The following is a 16,879-nucleotide window of genomic DNA, read 5'->3' as shown; positions in this document are numbered from 1 at the left end:
GCGCGTTTGACAGGATAACATAATTTTTTTATAGTTTACAAAAAAGCAACTTCCGGTGATTTTAATGCCATATCTGCTCTCTTTTCAAAGGAGATAAAAGATGAAAGTCATCGAACACATCGGGACCGGTAATCTCTTCCACCAGTTGACCGATGAAGAATTAAAGCTCTTTCGCAGGCAGTTCAAAAAAGTTCTCTTTAAAGCAGGGGCATACATTTTTAAAGAGAACGATATGGGGGATACCCTCTATATTGTTGCAAAGGGTGTTGTTTTGATTACCCGGCGCATTATGGTGGATGTTGAAAAGAATATTTTTGTTGCCAATGAAGGTACGGTGTTCGGTGAATTCAGTTTCATGGATGCCGGCGAAAGATCTGCTTCCGCCCTGGTGGAACAGGATGCCGAACTTCTATCTCTGAAGCGCTCGGATTTTGATAAGTTTGCAAATAAATATCCGATTATCGGCACGAAACTGTACAATAATTTGATGTTCATTCTGGTCGAAAGGCTCCGACGCACAAATGATGCCTACCGGGATGCGGTCCGGTGGAATCTGGAACTGACCGGCTCACTGAAGCTGAATTTTCAATATCTGATAAATGAGGATGTCGATATCAGCATTGAATTGAATTCCGGCCGGGTTTTGGAAGGAAAAGTCATTCAGTTGGAAAAAAGTGAAGCCGGCCATGAAATCATTCTTTTAGACCGTGACAACAAACTGAACCTGATACCCTATCATGCCGCCGCTCTAATTTCTCTGACAAAATAGATAAGGCCCGGCCGAACAGGAGTTAGGAAATGGCATTGTGGAAAATGTTCCGGAAACCGACTTTGCTTAGCCTGTCCAAGACCTGTGGGTGAGCAGCCAAAATCGACCCGGTCGGGCTCGATAAACTTTTGGCTTCTCTGCCCCAGGTTAATAATCCCAATCTGCTGGTGGGTTATGCCGGCAGCGATGATGCCGGGATTTATCGTCTGGATAATGAAACCGCCCTGGTCTTGACGGCTGATTTTATTACACCGCCGGTAGACGATCCCTACCTGTTTGGACAGATCGCAGCCGCAAATGCCCTCGGGGATGTTTATGCCATGGGAGCTAAACCGATTGCCTGCCTGAATCTGGTTGCATTTCCGGCCAAAAAGCTCCGGCCGGATGTTTTGCAGCGGATTGTTGCCGGAGCCCTTAGCAAAATAACGGAGGCCGGGGCTGTACTTGCCGGCGGCCACAGTATCGAAGATGATGAGCCCAAGTTCGGTCTGGCGGTGACCGGGATTGTTCATCCCCAGAAATACTGGTCGAATAGTACATCCCGGCCGGGGGATGTGCTTATTTTAACCAAACCTGTCGGCAGCGGTGTTCTTTTTAATGCGAACCTGAAAAAATGGGTTTCAGCCCGGGCCATGGCGGAATGTATCACCGTCATTACGACCCTGAATAAAAGGGCGGCGGAAGTCATGACGGATTATAGCGTCCATGCCGCTACCGATGTCACCGGATTCGGTCTGGCCGGGCATAGCTTTGAAATGGCCAGGGGTTCAAAGACGAGATTTGAGATTGAAATCGAAAAAATACCCATCATGACCGATGCCCTTGCAATGTACGAAAAGGGGATGACCACCGGGGTAAACCGGTCTAACCGGGAACTGGTTGAGAACCATTTGCATTTTAGTCGGAAACTGCCGGCCTGGCATGAGGAAATTGTGTTTGATCCCCAGACCAGCGGCGGATTGTTGTTGGCCGTGCCCGAAAGCATCGGAAACCAAGTGATCACTGCGCTCCGGAGAGCGGGCGTTTCCCACGCCGCTATCATTGGAAAGGTCAGGCCGTCTAACGATTCAATTTTTCTCTCTTTTCTATAAACGGGTCGGTCGGCACGATTGGAAATGCTAAAAAGGAGATGGCTTTCGGCGATACGGTGTGTTCAGGTGATCGGCATTTTAATTAAAAATCGTTTATTTGAAAAATTGCTTGACACACACTCAGATTTTATTTAAATATCCCAGATTCTAATCTGATAGGAGCAAAAAAGTGAAAAAATATACATATTTTGCAAATGAGACCGACAACAAAGACAAGTGGTGGATTGTGGATGCCGAGAATGCAGTGCTTGGCAGACTCGCCAGTCAAATTGCCGCCCGACTGAGGGGCAAAGACAACCCCTTATTCACCCCCCATGCCGATACCGGTGACAGCGTTATCGTTATCAATGCCGATAAGGTTACGCTGACCGGCCGAAAACTTGACCTGAAAATGTATTATCGGCACAGCGGCTACACCGGCGGCCTGAAGGAAATTACCGCCAGAAAACTATTGGAGACAAAGCCGGAAGACCTTCTCCGCCATGCGGTTAAAGGGATGCTGCCCAGAAATAAACTGGGGCGCCAGCTTTTTAAAAAACTGAAAGTATATAAAGGCAATGAGCATCCGCACGATGCCCAGCAACCTGAAACATGGAATCTGAAATAGTCATTCATATATTTTTATTCTAAAGTTAACAATCGGGGTATTTCATGGATAAAGAGAACATCTATTACGCAACAGGGAGACGAAAAACGTCAATTGCCAGAACATGGCTAAAACCGGGCAAAGGTGAAATTATTATCAATAACCGGGCTGCCGATGAATACTTTAAGCTGGAGACCGCTATGGCGGCTATTATGCAACCACTTGTTCTGACAAACACACGGGATTCCTATGATATAAAAGTCACTGTATACGGGGGCGGAATCAGCGGCCAGGCCGGTGCGATCCGACATGGCATTACCCGGGCATTGGTGGCGGTCAATCCGGATTTCAGACAATCCTTGAAAAGGGCCGGTTTTGTCAAACGCGACCCCCGGGCCAAAGAACGGAAAAAATACGGCCAACGCGGCGCCCGCGCCCGATTCCAGTTCTCAAAACGATAAACTTTCTGCACACAACACACCCTTGTTATCAGACCGAAGGGAATGGCTTGACCCATTCCCTTCTTTTTTTAGGCGCATTGGGTCAAATTAAACCACGATAACGCCCTCTCTAAACCGGGTCAGCTGTTCAAGCCCCTTTTCCGTCACCACATGGGTGTTTTCAATTCCCACCACCCCTTTGCCGGGAAAAACCAGTTTGGGTTCAAGGGCGACTGTCATTCCCGCCTGCAATCTGAATTGCCGCCCTTCAGCTAAAAACGGATATTCATCCAGTTCCAGCCCGATGCCGTGTCCCACAAAACGGATCCGCTGATGGCCGCTTCCCATGAAATGGTCGGCATAGCCAAGTTGCCCGGCCCAATCGACTGCCGCCGTATAGATGTCTCCAGCCGCAACATTGGGCTTTGCCATTTTTTTTAACATGGCCTGGAGATCCAGCATGGCGGCATGGGCGGTCATCAGTTCGTCCGGGAGTCCTTTCAGCGCAAAAATGCGGGTGTGATCCGACAGGTAGCCCCGGTAGGCAAAGACATAGTCGATCAATACCGGTTCATAGGGTTTGATACGCCTGCTGCCGGATCCCTGCGCAACAGCCGGGCTCGTACCGGCTCCGCCTGTGGGGGAGGCCATATAGCTGGGAACGGCAGCGGAAGGGCCTGACATCAAATGTCCGTAAAACATTTCATTGCCCCACATCCGCATACGGATAACCCCCTGGTGGCCCAGTTTGCGCGCATACGCTTCGACTTTCCCGGCCAGTTCAATCTCCGGAATCCCTTCGCAAAGCACTTCCCTGACATGTCCGGCAACCTGATCGGATAGGTGGGCGGCTTCACGGATCAACCCTATCTCATATGGAGATTTTACGGAACGGATCATGCGGAGGTTATGGGAAAAATCGATCAGCTTGGTTTTATGAAACAGCTCCTGGTAGTAAAAAAATAAATTGGCCGGCAATACATCAAGCTCCAAACCGAGGCGATCCGGAAGAGAGTACCCTTTTTGATGCAGTACGTCCGGGATCTGCCTGGCGCTTGCAATGGGTACGATGGTGCTGACAGCGGATTCTTCCAGGGCGCGCTCAAGGCTTTTTCGGACCATCAGGATCGGGTCGCCGGATGCCGGTACAAAGAGGTGGGCCTGTTGAATGGTGCCGCTGAAATAAAACAGGTCCGTGTTTTGAATAATTAAAGCGCCATCCAGGTTATGTTGCATTAAACAGCGCTGCAGTTCTTTTAACCTGCCTTTAATCTCACTTTCGGGGGTATGGTTGGCTGAATGATTCATGCTGCCGTAACCAATCGGTTTTTAAAATTTTTGTCAAGTAAACTTTCAGCGTTTCCGGTCCAAATGCTTTAATTAAAGCATCTATATTGTCGTAGTGATGCAAAATTTATTTGATCGTTGCGTCAATGAAGCAGTTATTGCTGCGTCTGCTTTTGCTTGACAGCTTGATGGCTTTCGTTCATTCTCATCGTTATTTTATGGTTGTGTTACAGGAATGGATGCCGTTTGATAAAATCAAGGAGGTGAGAATGAGGTTCGACCGGCTGAAAGCGGTTTGGCTTTTCTTTTCTATATGTGTGCTTTATACAGCGTGGATGACCGGTTTAACTTTTAATTTTTCAGAATGTGAGATATATCCCAATTACGCGATGCTGGCGGATGGATTTGCCAACGGCCATCTTTTTATTCAAGCGGCTCCAACGGTTGATACGATGCTAAAAGATGGCAATCGCTATATCTTTCCTGGCCCGGTGCCGGCACTGGTTCGTTTGCCGGTCAGGCTTCTTTTCGGTACGGCAATTCCAACAGGCTTGATGATTGTACTGTTTTGTGCGGGTGTTGGTACATTGTTCGCTTTGATTCTGGATGAACTGGTTCCGGCAGATTCAACCCACCGCTCGTCCTTGCTTAAAAAAATGTTTATTTTGATTTATATCTTTAATGGAATCAGTTTGTATATGGTTACAATTCCTTCTATTTATAATGAATCTATCTGCGCTGCCATGTTTTTTTTAATGCTGGCCCTTCTTTTTTTAATGAAAATACATAATCACGGGTACCGCCAAAATGTGGGTACGTCCATTATGATCGGACTGTCACTTTCATTAAGCGTCGGGTGCCGTTTTTCTTATGTATATGCGGTTACCCTTATATTTGTTGTGCTTATTTTCGGGGTGTGGAAAGGTTCCTATCCGTCGGTGAAATGGGAAGTCTTGCGTTCTTTAATGATAATCGGATCGATCGGGCTGGCATCACTCTGTCTATTGTTGATGTATAATTTTGTGAGGTTCGGTAACATTTTAGATTTTGGCATGGCCTATCTGGAATCGCTGTATCAAAATTATTTTCTTAATGGCAGCTATTTCCGTTATGATCATTTTCCCTATAACATGTGGTCTCTTTTTTTTCGGGTTCCGCAGATAGTTGCGGAGTTTCCATATATACAATTACCCGCATATATTCTACAGGTTCGATCGATCGGATTAAACCCCTATTTCTTGATTAACACAAATGAACTGACAGTATCCGTTTTTTACCTGATGCCGATTTTATTGCTTGCATCCGTTCCTTGCTTCTCTCTAAAGTCATATTGGGATGACGGATTAACAAAGTTCGTAGTCCTGTTCAGTCTTGTTGCAGTCCAAATATTTTCGGTAGCGTTCACTGTAGCTTCAATCGCAAGATACTACTATGATTTTATAGCGTTGCTGCTGCTGCTGGCGTTTATGGCGACTGTCCAACTGAGATCAAAAAACAAAATATCAAACGGCATGATCGCTTTCTTAGGGGGGATCTCGCTGGTTTTAAGCTTTGCCCTACCCATGAATGCCATAACGTTCTATGCTACATTTATAGATTATCAATCACCGCTGTTAAATATTTTTTTCTAAATACAGGTGAGCCGCTTATTCGCCTTCGCCTGAATACCCTGCTGCTTGCAGCAGGGATGAAAGGCGAGGTGAACCGCGCCGAAGCTTAACTGAGCGTAGACGGGTTAAAGCTACAGCGCAATTCCGCTTTGATACCCCGCAGCTTGTCGAAGATCCCGGTTTATCGGGGCTGCGGGGAGCTTCATCCTTGCGCCTCCTTCCAGCATCGGACCAGATGTCCCTTTTCAATCTCCTGTAAATGAATCAATCCGTCCTTGCAAGGTGCATCTACCCAGGCGCAATGTTCCTGAAATTTGCAGCCGGCGGTTGGTTCCGCCGTAGTTTGGTTTTCCCTCAGGAAGGATTGGGGCTGTTTTTTTTCAACGGGCTCCACATCGGGAATTGCCGACAGCAATGACAGGGTATAGGGGTGGCGGGGGTTTGCAAAGAGCCTTTCAGCCGGGGCGTGTTCCATAATGTGACCCTTGTACATGACGGAGACCGTATTGCACAGATAACCGACGACATTCAGGTCGTGTGAAATAAAAAGATAGCTCAGCCCCAGCTTTTCCTGTAAATCTTTCAGCAGGTTGATAATCTGGGCCTGGATGGAAACGTCCAGGGCTGAGATCGGTTCATCACAGAGAATCAAAGACGGTTCGACGCTCAGCGCACGGGCGATGCCGATGCGCTGGCGCTGTCCCCCGCTGAATTCGTGGGGATAACGGTCGGCGCTATCCGGAGAAAGTCCCACCATTTCAAGCAAAGATGCCAGACGGTCCTTGCGCGCCCGGCCGTTCGGTATGCCGGCGATGCGAAGCCCTTCTTCAATGGAGGCGCCGATGGCCATACGGGGATTGAGCGAACCGTAGGGGTCCTGAAAAACAATCTGCATTTCTTTTCGCACCGGCTTCATTTCTTTCTCAGACAACCCGGTGATATCCTGATCCCGGAACAGAATATTCCCGCTGTCAGGCTGGAGCAGTTTGAGGATCAGTCGGGCGATGGTGGACTTTCCGCAGCCGCTTTCACCCACAAGTCCAAGGGTTTGGCCCTTTTCGATCTCAAGGTCGACGCCGTCCACCGCCTTGACCCAGCCGCTGGTGCGCTGCAAAAAGCCCCTGCGGACGGGAAAATATTTTTTAAGTCCTTTTACCTGCAAGAGGGGATGATGGTTTGTGTTCATTGTCGAATCTGAATTCATTTTAGAATTGTTTAATATTTTACCCTGAAAAAAAGTTCTCATAAATTTTCACGGAGGGTTCGGGATTTATCCTGTTTCATGTTTGCGTCCAAATAAAACCGGGCAGCGTGCCAGATGCCCATGGCCGTAATTGCACAACTCCGGAAATTGCGTCCGGCAACTCTCGATGGCGTCGGGACACCGGGGATGGAATGGGCAGCCGAGGGGTTTGTGGGCCGGATCGGGTACGGCGCCCGGAATACTGTATAGCCTTTTGCCCCGTTTTGCGCGGGTGGGCAGCGACGCCAGCAGTCCCCGGGTATAGGGGTGTTGTGCCCCGCTGAAAATATGGACGGCTTTTCCCTGCTCCACGATGATGCCCGCATACATGACATAAACGCGGTGGGCGATGTTTGCCACAACGCCGAGGTCATGGGTGATGTAGAGAACCGACAGGGCGCGTTTTTTTTGGAGCGACTTAAACAACTGCAGAATCTGGGACTGTACCGTCACATCCAGGGCCGTTGTGGGCTCATCGGCGATGATCAGGTCCGGATCGCAGGCCAGGGCCATGGCAATCATCACCCGCTGGCGCTGCCCGCCGCTGAGCTGGTGGGGATAGTCATTGAGACGTTCTGCGGCCGAAGAGATGCCGACATCCTTAAGCAGCTGAATGCAGCGCTCCTGCAGCGGTTCGCCTTCGATATGTTTATGGATCTGAATGGCCTCACCGATTTGATCTTCAATGGTGAAAACAGGGTTTAGCGAGGTCAACGGTTCCTGGAACACCATGGCGATATGATTGCCGCGAATTTTTTGAAAATCGCTTTCGCTTAGGTCGAGGAGATTGTTATCTTTGAAAAGGATTTTCCCGCCGGCAATCCGACCGGGTGGAATTGAAATAAGGCCGAGGATGCTGAGGGCGGTAACCGTTTTGCCGCAGCCGGACTCGCCCACCAGGCAGACCATCTCTTTCGGACGGACCTCAAAACTGACACCGTCGACGGCACGGGCAGTCTCAAAGTCTCCCTGAAAGTAGACTTTTAAATCCTGGACGGAAATTAAAGGGTGATCGTTGTGTTCCATTTCAGTGGCGCTCCCTCAGTTTCGGGTTCAGCGCATCCCTTAACCCCTCGCCGAAAAGGTTAAAAGAAAGCACCACAACCAAAATGGAAATTCCCGGAATGAAGGTCAGCCAGGGGGCATCAAAGATAAACCGCTTGCCGTCCGAAATGATGTTTCCCCAGGTGGCATGGGGCGGGGGCACGCCGAAGCCCAGAAAGCTCAATCCGGCTTCCGTTAAAATTGCGGAGGCAATGCCAATGGTGGCCGAGACCAGGACCGGTGCAATCGCATTGGGCATCATGTGCCGGAAGATGATACGGAGGTTGCCGACCCCCAGCGCCCTTGCGGCCGCCACAAAATCCTGCTCCCGCAAAGAAAGAAACTCCGCCCGGACAAAGCGGGTTGCGCCCATCCAGCTGGTCAGCCCGATGACAATCATGATATTGTAGATACTGGCGGGGAGAAGCGCTACCACCGTGAGTATCAGGAAAAAACTGGGAAAACAGATCATGATGTCGACAATGCGCATGATCAGCGTGTCGACACTGAAGGCGTTGATCTCAAAAAAACCGGTTCCGGCGCGTCTGGCGCGGTTCTTTGCGATTTTTTTTATCCGAACGGTATACAGGAGGAAAACCGCCGTCAGAATAAAGAAAAGGAAACCCGTCAGGGCCCAACCCGAAGTCATGAAGGCGATTCCCGCAACCATGAGGCCACTTATCAGGATGTGGTCCATTTTCAGCAGAATCTGTCCAAAATACCCCGCAATTCCCCCCATGAAGATGCCGATGAAAACCGATATGCCGACAGCCACAAACCCGACGGTCAGGGAAACCCAGGAACCTTGAAGCATACGGGCAAAAACATCACGGCCCAGATCATCGGTGCCGAAAAAATAGATGCCCAGGCGCGGTACTTCGGCCGGCAGCAGAGAATCTAAATTGGCTTTGGCCATGGGCGGTCGCAATTTTTCCTGAAGCCGAATCTGGGCGGGGTCGAAAACCGGATTCTGGCCGGACGTAAGGAATAGTCCGGCCAGGGCGGCGGCAAAGAAGAGAATGAAAATAATCAGGCCGGCGATGGCAAGCCTGTTCTTTTTAAAAAGCACCCAGAATTCTTCCAACCGGCTTCGTTTCGGTGTCAGCGCTTTTTCCAGGCGGGTTTCCCGGGCCGGTTTGTTTTGTTCAGTGTTTTTCATAACCGAATCCTCGGATCAACCAGCATGTACATCAGGTCTGAAATAAAAGTTCCCAAAAGCACGAGAACGGCTGAAACAAAGTTGACCGTCAAAATCACCGGATAATCCCTGGCAAGGATGGCTTCATAGGCCATCCGACCCATCCCGGGCCAGGAGAAAATAGATTCAATGATAACCGAACCGCCGATCAGGCCCGGCAGGATCAGGCCGAACATGGTTACAAAAGGGAGCAGGGCGTTTCGCAGGGCGTGCTTATAATGGACCTGATCCGGCGGCAGCCCTTTGGCCCTGGCGGTGCGCACATAATCCTGTCCTTCGACTTCAAGCATCTGACTGCGGACGTACCTTGAAAGCACCGCGATGCCGCCGGTAGCGCCCAGTACGGAAGGGAGCAGCAGGTGCCAGATTCTGTCCATGATCACATTGGGCCAGGCAGCATTGGCGACGCCGAATGTTTCCATGCCGATAACGGGAACCTGGAATCGGGTGACCACAAGGATGATCAGGATATAGGCGAAGAAAAAACCGGGAATCGAAATCAGCAGATAGGAAAGAAAGGTCGTCGTGCGGTCGTACAGACGGCCTCTATAGATGGCCGATCGAATGCCGGCTGGAAAAGAAAGGGTCCATGTCAAGATTGTCCCCACGATAAACAGGGGCAAACTGTTCAGAAAGCGTTCCCAGATTTTAGCGAGGACCGATTGGTTGTCCTTCCACGATACGGTCCGGCCGGTCAAAAGATCCCGGTAAAAATAGACATATTGGACATAGAGGGGCTTGTCCAGATGGAACGCCTGGCGAAACCGTTCCACCATTTCCGGTGTAAACTTCGGATTTAAAGGGTCTACCTGGCTGGGCTTGCCGGGCGCCAGATGAATAATCAAAAATGAAACGATGGAGACAAAAAACAACGTTATTATTTTCTGTATAAAACTTCTACCGATAAATGAAATCATAATGATGTTCCGAACTAAATTTGATAAGAATTTTTCTTCGCCCGAATATTCGGGGAAAGGTTCACGGTTCAGGGTTCAGGGTTCACGGTTCACGGTTTAAAAACTATCTTTTAAATTCTTCCCGGTTACGGGTCCCAAAATCCTATCCCCGACAACTGATTCCTGATTCCCGATCCCCATCGTTGTTCCTTCAGCCTCCGGCCTGTCTGCCTTCGGTCTTTCTTTCTGATCCCTGACCCCTGTTCCCTCATTTCCCTTTATCCGTCGACGGCGAATCGGGGCGCCTCCGGCAGCTTGATCCATTTGTTGAAATAAAAGGTATAGTCGCCGGTCTTGGTCGGTCGTATTTTTCTGTATGCGGCACTGCTGTCGGCATTCGTTTCTTTGATGACGATTCGCCGGTCCAGGACCGCAGACCATTTGTTTACATAGAGGAACGTGTATGGCTGTTGATCGGCAATAATTTGATGCAGGCGGTGGGTATATTCCACCTGCTTTTGAAAATTATATTCCTGTCGGATCTTGATAATGAGATCATCGGCCTCCGGATTGTTAAATCCCACAAAATTAAGCTGATATGGGCCGGTCTGGCTGGAATGCCAGATCTGATAAAGGTCCGGATCGATACCCATCCGCCAGCCTAAGATAATGGCGTCAAAATCCAGTTTGTGAACCCGCTCCTGGATAAATACCGACCACTCCAGCAGATCCGTGCGGACATCGATGCCGATTTTTTTCCAGCTATCCTGCGCGACGGCCAGTACGGCTTTGCGCAACTCGTTACCGCTGTTGGTGATAAGGGTAAACTGGAACCTTTTGCCGTCCTTTTCCAGCCAGCCTTCGCTGTTTTTATTCCAGCCGGCGGCCTTCAGAAGGGCCAGGGCGCCTTCCGGATCATAAGGAACCGGAGCGATTCTCTGGTCGTAGTATTCAGTCTGTTTGACAAATGGACCGGTAATGCGTTCCCCTTGATCGTACAGCACAAACCGAATGATTTTTTCGGTATCGATGGCCATGCCTAAGGCTCGCCGAACCCTGATATCGTTAAAGGGTTCGCGCCGCAGGTTATATCCGATATATGAGTAGCCGAAGGAAGTGCCGGAAAAGCTTTGAAAACGCGGATCCGCTTTCAGGCGGTTGACCTGGTGGGGTTCCACCGCATAACTGTCCACCGTTCCGGCGTAAAATTCCATCTCCTGGGTCAGCAGGTCGGGGATTACCCGGTAGATGTATTCCTTATAGTGGGGCGATCCTTCCCAGTATCCTTCAAATCGGTCCAGGGCGATATATTGGTCCGACTTCCACTCTCGAAACCTGAAAGGGCCGCTGCCGATGGGGCGGCGGTTAAAATTGCTCTGCCGCAAAGAAAAGGCGTTCGGGTCCTTGCCGAGCCGGACGGCTTCCCGGCGCAGAGCTTCGGGGTTCAGCAAATGTTCCGGCAGGATTCCCATGGCCCAGGTGCCGATCGCCGGTGAATACAGGCGCTTGTATACGATTTTTATTGACAATGGGTCGATGACCTCAACCGCTTTGATCGGTTCATAGTCGGAAATTCGCGGTGAAAGATTCTTTGCATCCATGATCGCCTCATAAGTGAACTTGACGTCATGGGCATCCAGGGTATGACCGTCCTGAAATTTTACCCCCGGTCTCAGGTGAAAAACCAGAATCGGGTTATGTTCGGTGGCGGGTAAAATTTCTCTGGCGTATAGGGAGCGTTTTTCCGGAGGGACGCGAGGGCTTGGTTCTACAAATCTCTCAGCGGGAAAAGAATCGAAATAGTTTTGGCCGAGAAGGTGGCGTAGATTTTGAAAAAGATGCTGATCTACCCGGTTGAGTGTGAGTTCTATCCGGGCAGGGGCATTTACCCCGATTGAAAAAACGGCCGCAGGGGCATTTGGGTCCGCGCTTTTTTCGGTTTTGGTGACACTGAACTGAGTCGGCGGCAATACACGGATGTCGGTAATATAGCCCAAAGACTCTGCCAGTTCGGTTTGCAGCCTGCTTTTATCTTTCCGGGCGGCTTTAATTAGACTTGCAACCGCTTCAGGACCTGCTTTCCCGAACCCGGGGATGTCGGCGAATTCATTTACGTAAAAGAAAGCGGTCTGATAAATTTCCCAGCTGTGAGCCAGACGGCCCCTGAAGCGCAGCTCCTCATCGCGGTCAATCAGACCTTCAAACACCATGCTTTCGATGGTGCTGCTGGCCGTGTCTGAAGAGAGAATCGGATTCAGCAGGCTGGCATCACCAATAGAGGCCGTTATGTAGATATTGAGGCGGTCGGGATTTCCCCTGGTTTGCTGGTCATAGGTGGGCACCCAGAAGTAGGACTGCAGCAGGACGATTATGAGCACTACCGGCGCCAGGATGAGGATTTTTTTGATGCGCATGGTCTAAGTCCATCCCCGTTACTTTGCCGGCGATTCACCGTCTGGCTGAGGGGGGTGCGGTTCGGCCGGCACATGAACCGGCCTGTCGGGCTGCTCTAAATTTTTTTCCTGGAGGGCTGCCATTAATTCTTTAATGGATTGGGTTTTCATGTTGACCAGATCGGTTTGGGCCTCATTTAACTTCAGAGCTCCGGCTTTTTCCATATATTCCAAAGCCTTTTTGAAGTCCCCAAGGGTCCCTTTGCTGGCTGCCACGTCCGCTTTATAGAGATAAATTATCATATCGATGGTGTTCAACCGATTGAATGCGGCCTTGCGCATTTCATCCGAAATGCCATAGGGCAGCGCCATTTTCAGGTAGAGCTTAATACCGCTGATGTCGGGCATACCGGGGGCTTCCAAAAGCATATCCGCCCTGTCGATATAATAGTTGAATGCAATGACGTTAATGTCGTTTTCACTGTAAACGTCTTTGACTGCCGGTGGGGGCTGGGCCCCCGGCAGGATCAGGAGTCTCTCCATGCCCATGGGGGCGAACCGGCCTTGCCAGACTTCAACCGCGCCGTTTGCAGCCTTGAGATAATAATTGGCGCGGTTTGAAGCGCTGGCGGCAATCACAACCGCCATCAGAATGATAACCCCGACGATAAGAACCGGCACCATCCTGCCCAAGGGATTCAGCCGATCGGTACAGGCACCGGTTTCAGGAGTCTTCATCAATGGAAGGGTTTTTTTTTCAGAGCCCCCGGTTGTGGGCATCGGAAGCCGGGATTCTTGCCCGCAAGTGTCTGTTGTTTCATGATTTTTATTTGAAGTGGATTTCGGCAATCTGTTTTGTTCCTTATTCGATGATATAAAATCAAGCCCTGCTTGTAAATACCTTTTTTCCGGGCTCTAAATCAGTCCTTGTCCGCAAAGAAGTTGAAAAATTGCTCCATGATAAAGCTGACGGTTTCAGCGTTTACATGAAAATTTTCTTTTCCGGTTGCAAACAATGTCTGGCCGGTCATGGGTCGATAAATGGCCGCCATCTCAAATGCAGGGAAGTAGAATACATTTTCGTGGCGCGCCGCAAATTCATCAGCAGCCGCCCGCAGAGTCGATTTCGAATTGCAGCTGGCGCTGATAACATCCAGATCATTACGAAAAGTAGCCCAAAGGTGAACCGGCGAAACCGTTACCAGTATCTGGCAGTCGGGGTTGTGTTCGGCCATGATTTTATGGATGCGTTCCAGGTTTTCGAGATTCTCCTGGTACCGGCTCACCTTGAAACGGTACCGGCTCATGTCGCCGCCTTCATTCACATAAGGTCCGGAGGGGAGGCAAATGACCGAACCATCGGCCTTATCTTGCCAGACTTCAGTCAGACCCAGCGTTAAAATCAATAATTCCGCCTTCTGGAGTGCTCGCCGGGAATGAATGCGATGCTGCGCAAAGTCGGCTTCGGCCTTTTCAAGGGTGTCATACAGGATGATCCTGCGAAAAGGGTCCTGGATCTGGTTTGTTTCCGGCGAACGCCACCAACGAAGATCGGGCTGCCACTCTTCAAAGGTGTATTCGAATATCTGCCGGATCGAAAAGGAGTTGTAAATCCTTTCCCATGCGGCGCTGGCATGAACAGCAGCGGGATGATGGGTTTCTTCGGTGATATAGTTGTATCCTTTGCTGATGAGCACTTTGCGGATTTCCCTGGCAAAACAGGAACCCATGGAAGCAATCGGCGTCGTGGGGGATATCTTAAGGCCAGCGTTGCCGGGGGTGGGGTAGCGGCCATCGGCAGGCGGATTGTGGTATGAGCCCGGCCATACCTGCCATGACTCAAATTTGTGAATCGGGTGAACCTTTGAACGCGCCATTGGATTCCTCGCCATTTTAACATTTTGTTTTTGTTTATAGATCATCAAACCATTTGGAGATGGTCCAAAAATAATACACCTTCAGCCGAATCTCAAGGTTAACTGAAGATCGCCGAGATTTAAAAAGGCCAGAAAACAGGGATCAGCAGGGTCCCCATGACGATAACCAGCAGGTTCAATGGGATACCGAGCTTCAAGTAGTCGCTGAAGCGATAATTCCCCGGGCCGTATACCAGTAAATTGGTCTGGTAACCGATGGGGGATGCAAAACAGGCGCTGGCCCCGAAACATACGGCAATGATGAACGGTTTTGGGTTTACGCCCAGAGACAGGGCGGTGGAGACGGCAACGGGCAGCAGCAGTACGGCCGTGGCGTTATTGCTAAGGATTTGCGTGCCGATGCTGGTGAGCAGAATGATGCCCCCCAAGACTACAGCGGGGCTGGATCCCTTGAAAAGGCTTAAAAAGCCCTGAGCATAAAATTGGGAGGCGCCCGTTTTTTCCATGGCGGCCCCCAGGGCGATCGTTCCCACAATCAGAAGCAATACATCCCCTTGGAGGGCCCGGTAGGAGTCCCGCAGCTGCAGGCAACCGGTTAAAACCATCAGGAAAACACCGGTCAGGGCGCAGACCATGATATCGGCCAGCCCGGTGGTTGCGGCAACCACCAGTGCGGCGAAGATAGCGGCAGCCCAGCGGGCTTTCTTTTTATGAACAATCTCGTGATGAACATCTTCAATAATAATAAAATCCGTTCCCGTGCGGAGCTGGTCCAGTTTGTCCTTGGAACATCGCGCCAGAATAATATCACCGATTCTTAAGTTGACCGCCCCGACCTTCTGGGCGCTGTAATGAACCCGCCGTCTTTTGATGGCGATGATATGGGTATTGGGGTCGCCCCGGAGGTGGGTATCCAGCAGCCGTTCGCCCAGCAACGAGGATTGAGGCGGAATGATGAGTTCGACGATGAGCGCGTCCTCCTCGTTGACGCTGAAGTTAAGTCCCTCGTCCGTGTGCGGCAGTTCAGCCACCCGGTCATTCAGAATGGCTACCAGGTCGGTTGCCGAGCCCTTCACCAGCAGAAGATCACCAGCGGCAATGCTGGGGCTATCACGGTCCGGCAGGAAAATATGCGGTCCCCGTATTGTTTCAAAAGGTTCGAGAGAGGGATAATTTTCGGCAAAAAAGGCTTTCGGGTCTCGGCCGATCAACCGGCTGTCAGCCGGCACCTCCAGTTCCGCAAGGTAGCGCCTGTCTTTGCGGTCTTCAAGCTCGCAGGTCGGGGCGGTATGGCCCGGCATCAGCAGGGGGGCGCCGAAATAAATAATGATCAGGCCGATGATTGCTATGGGGATGCCGATGGAAGACAGTTCAAACATCTCAATTTTACCATAGCCGTACATGGCGCTCAGGTCGCTGACAATGATATTGGTGGAGGTGCCGATGAGCGTACAGGTCCCGGCAAGGATCGATGCATAGGAAATCGGTATTAAAAACTTTGAGGGGCTGAGATTGTATTCGCAGCTGAGGCTTAAAATGATAGGGATGAAAAGTACCACGACGGGCGTGTTGTTGATAAAAGCAGACGCCAGCGCAACAATCAGAAGGGTTATGATCATGGCAAGCCTCGGTTTCCCCTTGGAAAACGCGATAAAATGCTGGCCGATAAAGCCGACGGCGCCGGTGCGGATCATCCCCCGGCTGATCAGAAACATGGCCCCCACTGTTATGACGGCCGGATTGGCAAAACCGAGAACGGCCTGGAGGGGCGGCAGCAGCCGCGTAACCATCAAAACGACGATAATGCCGATTGAGGTGACGTCAACAGGCAGTTTTTCCGTGATCAGCAGATAAATAACAATGACCAATATGATAGAAACCAACCAGATTGACATAAGTGTACCCTGGAAAATCAGCATTGGATGAAAGGATCGAGGGTCGTTTGCCCTATTGTATTTTACTTGCATGGTTTATAGCACAACGGATGATCCATGGTAAAATAAAAAAGTTCAACCTGTCATGTTTTTTTAGCCCCAGGAGGGTAAAGAATTGAAATAGCGTTAAAGCTGTGCCTATTATAATCTGTTTACAGTGCAAAAGGTTAAGATAGAAAGCGCACAAAATTGCCGGAAGATTGCCTGGGATTCAGGTATATGACTTATGGATATTTATAACGGTTATCGGTTTTGCCCGCGCTGCGGCGGGCAATTCCTCTTAAAGCGGGTTAAGCCGGGAGAGCCCAAGCGCCTGGTATGTGCTTCCTGTGAATTTATTTTTTATTTGGATCCGAAGATTGCCGCCTGCGCCATTGTGGAAATTGAAGCGCAAATCGTGTTGCTCCAGAGGGGGATTCCACCTGAATTCGGAAAATGGGTGATTCCGGGGGGCTTTGTCGACCTGGGAGAGCCTGTACCGGTTGCGGCTGTGCGGGAAACATGGGAAGAA

Annotated in this window: 15 protein-coding genes; 6 read left to right on the top strand and 9 right to left on the bottom strand. The window is 50.3% G+C overall.

The features are described 5' to 3' along the window. Window positions 1–100: 100 nt before the first annotated feature. The 4 genes from P1P89_07810 to rpsI all read left to right on the top strand — a co-directional run bounded on the left by P1P89_07810 (window position 101) and on the right by rpsI (window position 2,907). A complete protein-coding gene (locus tag P1P89_07810; protein MDF1591401.1) occupies window positions 101–769 on the top strand; it encodes a cyclic nucleotide-binding domain-containing protein in 669 nt (222 codons plus the stop codon). A gap of 101 nt (window positions 770–870) precedes the next feature. Beyond that, complete coding sequence (selD, locus tag P1P89_07805) at window positions 871–1,860, top strand: selenide, water dikinase SelD (GenBank protein ID MDF1591400.1); 990 nt, start codon at window positions 871–873, stop codon at window positions 1,858–1,860. A 169-nt stretch (window positions 1,861–2,029) separates the two neighbouring features. Next, entirely contained in the window at window positions 2,030–2,467 is a 438-nt protein-coding gene (gene rplM, locus P1P89_07800) for a 50S ribosomal protein L13 (GenBank protein MDF1591399.1), read from the top strand. Between the two features lie 44 nt (window positions 2,468–2,511). Further along, entirely contained in the window at window positions 2,512–2,907 is a 396-nt protein-coding gene (rpsI, locus tag P1P89_07795) for a 30S ribosomal protein S9 (protein MDF1591398.1), read from the top strand. Between the two features lie 87 nt (window positions 2,908–2,994). On the opposite strand, the gene P1P89_07790 is transcribed toward rpsI, so the two are convergent. Continuing rightward, window positions 2,995–4,194 (bottom strand): Xaa-Pro peptidase family protein, encoded by a 1,200-nt coding sequence (locus P1P89_07790; GenBank protein MDF1591397.1) that lies wholly within the window; start codon window positions 4,192–4,194, stop codon window positions 2,995–2,997. A 125-nt stretch (window positions 4,195–4,319) separates the two neighbouring features. On the opposite strand from P1P89_07790, the gene P1P89_07785 reads away from it, so the two are divergent. Continuing rightward, window positions 4,320–5,804, top strand: a complete 1,485-nt coding sequence (locus P1P89_07785; protein ID MDF1591396.1) for a hypothetical protein — start codon at window positions 4,320–4,322, stop codon at window positions 5,802–5,804. 181 nt (window positions 5,805–5,985) lie between these two features. Here P1P89_07785 and P1P89_07780 read toward each other — a convergent pair whose 3' ends face one another. The 8 genes from P1P89_07780 to P1P89_07745 all read right to left on the bottom strand — a co-directional run bounded on the left by P1P89_07780 (window position 5,986) and on the right by P1P89_07745 (window position 16,329). Beyond that, window positions 5,986–6,969, bottom strand: coding sequence for an ATP-binding cassette domain-containing protein (locus P1P89_07780; GenBank protein ID MDF1591395.1), 984 nt, complete (start codon window positions 6,967–6,969; stop codon window positions 5,986–5,988). A gap of 84 nt (window positions 6,970–7,053) precedes the next feature. Continuing rightward, window positions 7,054–8,052 carry an ABC transporter ATP-binding protein gene (locus P1P89_07775; protein MDF1591394.1) on the bottom strand — a complete coding sequence of 333 codons (999 nt, stop codon included), beginning with the start codon at window positions 8,050–8,052 and terminating at the stop codon, window positions 7,054–7,056. A gap of 1 nt (window position 8,053) precedes the next feature. Further along, window positions 8,054–9,229, bottom strand: coding sequence for an ABC transporter permease (locus P1P89_07770; GenBank protein MDF1591393.1), 1,176 nt, complete (start codon window positions 9,227–9,229; stop codon window positions 8,054–8,056). Further along, window positions 9,226–10,185, bottom strand: a complete 960-nt coding sequence (locus P1P89_07765) for an ABC transporter permease (protein ID MDF1591392.1) — start codon at window positions 10,183–10,185, stop codon at window positions 9,226–9,228. The genes P1P89_07770 and P1P89_07765 overlap by 4 nt, the downstream gene beginning before the upstream one ends. A gap of 257 nt (window positions 10,186–10,442) precedes the next feature. Continuing rightward, window positions 10,443–12,578: an ABC transporter substrate-binding protein gene (locus P1P89_07760; protein ID MDF1591391.1), complete on the bottom strand. Its 2,136-nt coding sequence runs from the start codon at window positions 12,576–12,578 to the stop codon at window positions 10,443–10,445. Window positions 12,579–12,596: 18 nt separating this feature from the next. Beyond that, window positions 12,597–13,337 (bottom strand): hypothetical protein, encoded by a 741-nt coding sequence (locus P1P89_07755; GenBank protein MDF1591390.1) that lies wholly within the window; start codon window positions 13,335–13,337, stop codon window positions 12,597–12,599. Window positions 13,338–13,477: 140 nt separating this feature from the next. Then, on the bottom strand, window positions 13,478–14,434 hold the full coding sequence (locus P1P89_07750; GenBank protein ID MDF1591389.1) for a GSCFA domain-containing protein: 957 nt from the start codon (window positions 14,432–14,434) through the stop codon (window positions 13,478–13,480). A gap of 119 nt (window positions 14,435–14,553) precedes the next feature. Continuing rightward, window positions 14,554–16,329, bottom strand: a complete 1,776-nt coding sequence (locus P1P89_07745; protein ID MDF1591388.1) for an SLC13 family permease — start codon at window positions 16,327–16,329, stop codon at window positions 14,554–14,556. Between the two features lie 265 nt (window positions 16,330–16,594). Here P1P89_07745 and P1P89_07740 point away from each other — a divergent pair. Beyond that, window positions 16,595–16,879: NUDIX hydrolase (locus P1P89_07740; GenBank protein MDF1591387.1), on the top strand; the 285-nt coding region annotated here is incomplete at its 3' end.

The sequence above is a fragment of the Desulfobacterales bacterium genome, from assembly GCA_029211065.1.
Lineage (GTDB): Bacteria > Desulfobacterota > Desulfobacteria > Desulfobacterales > JARGFK01 > JARGFK01.
This window is presented reverse-complemented; position numbering and strand designations above follow the sequence as displayed.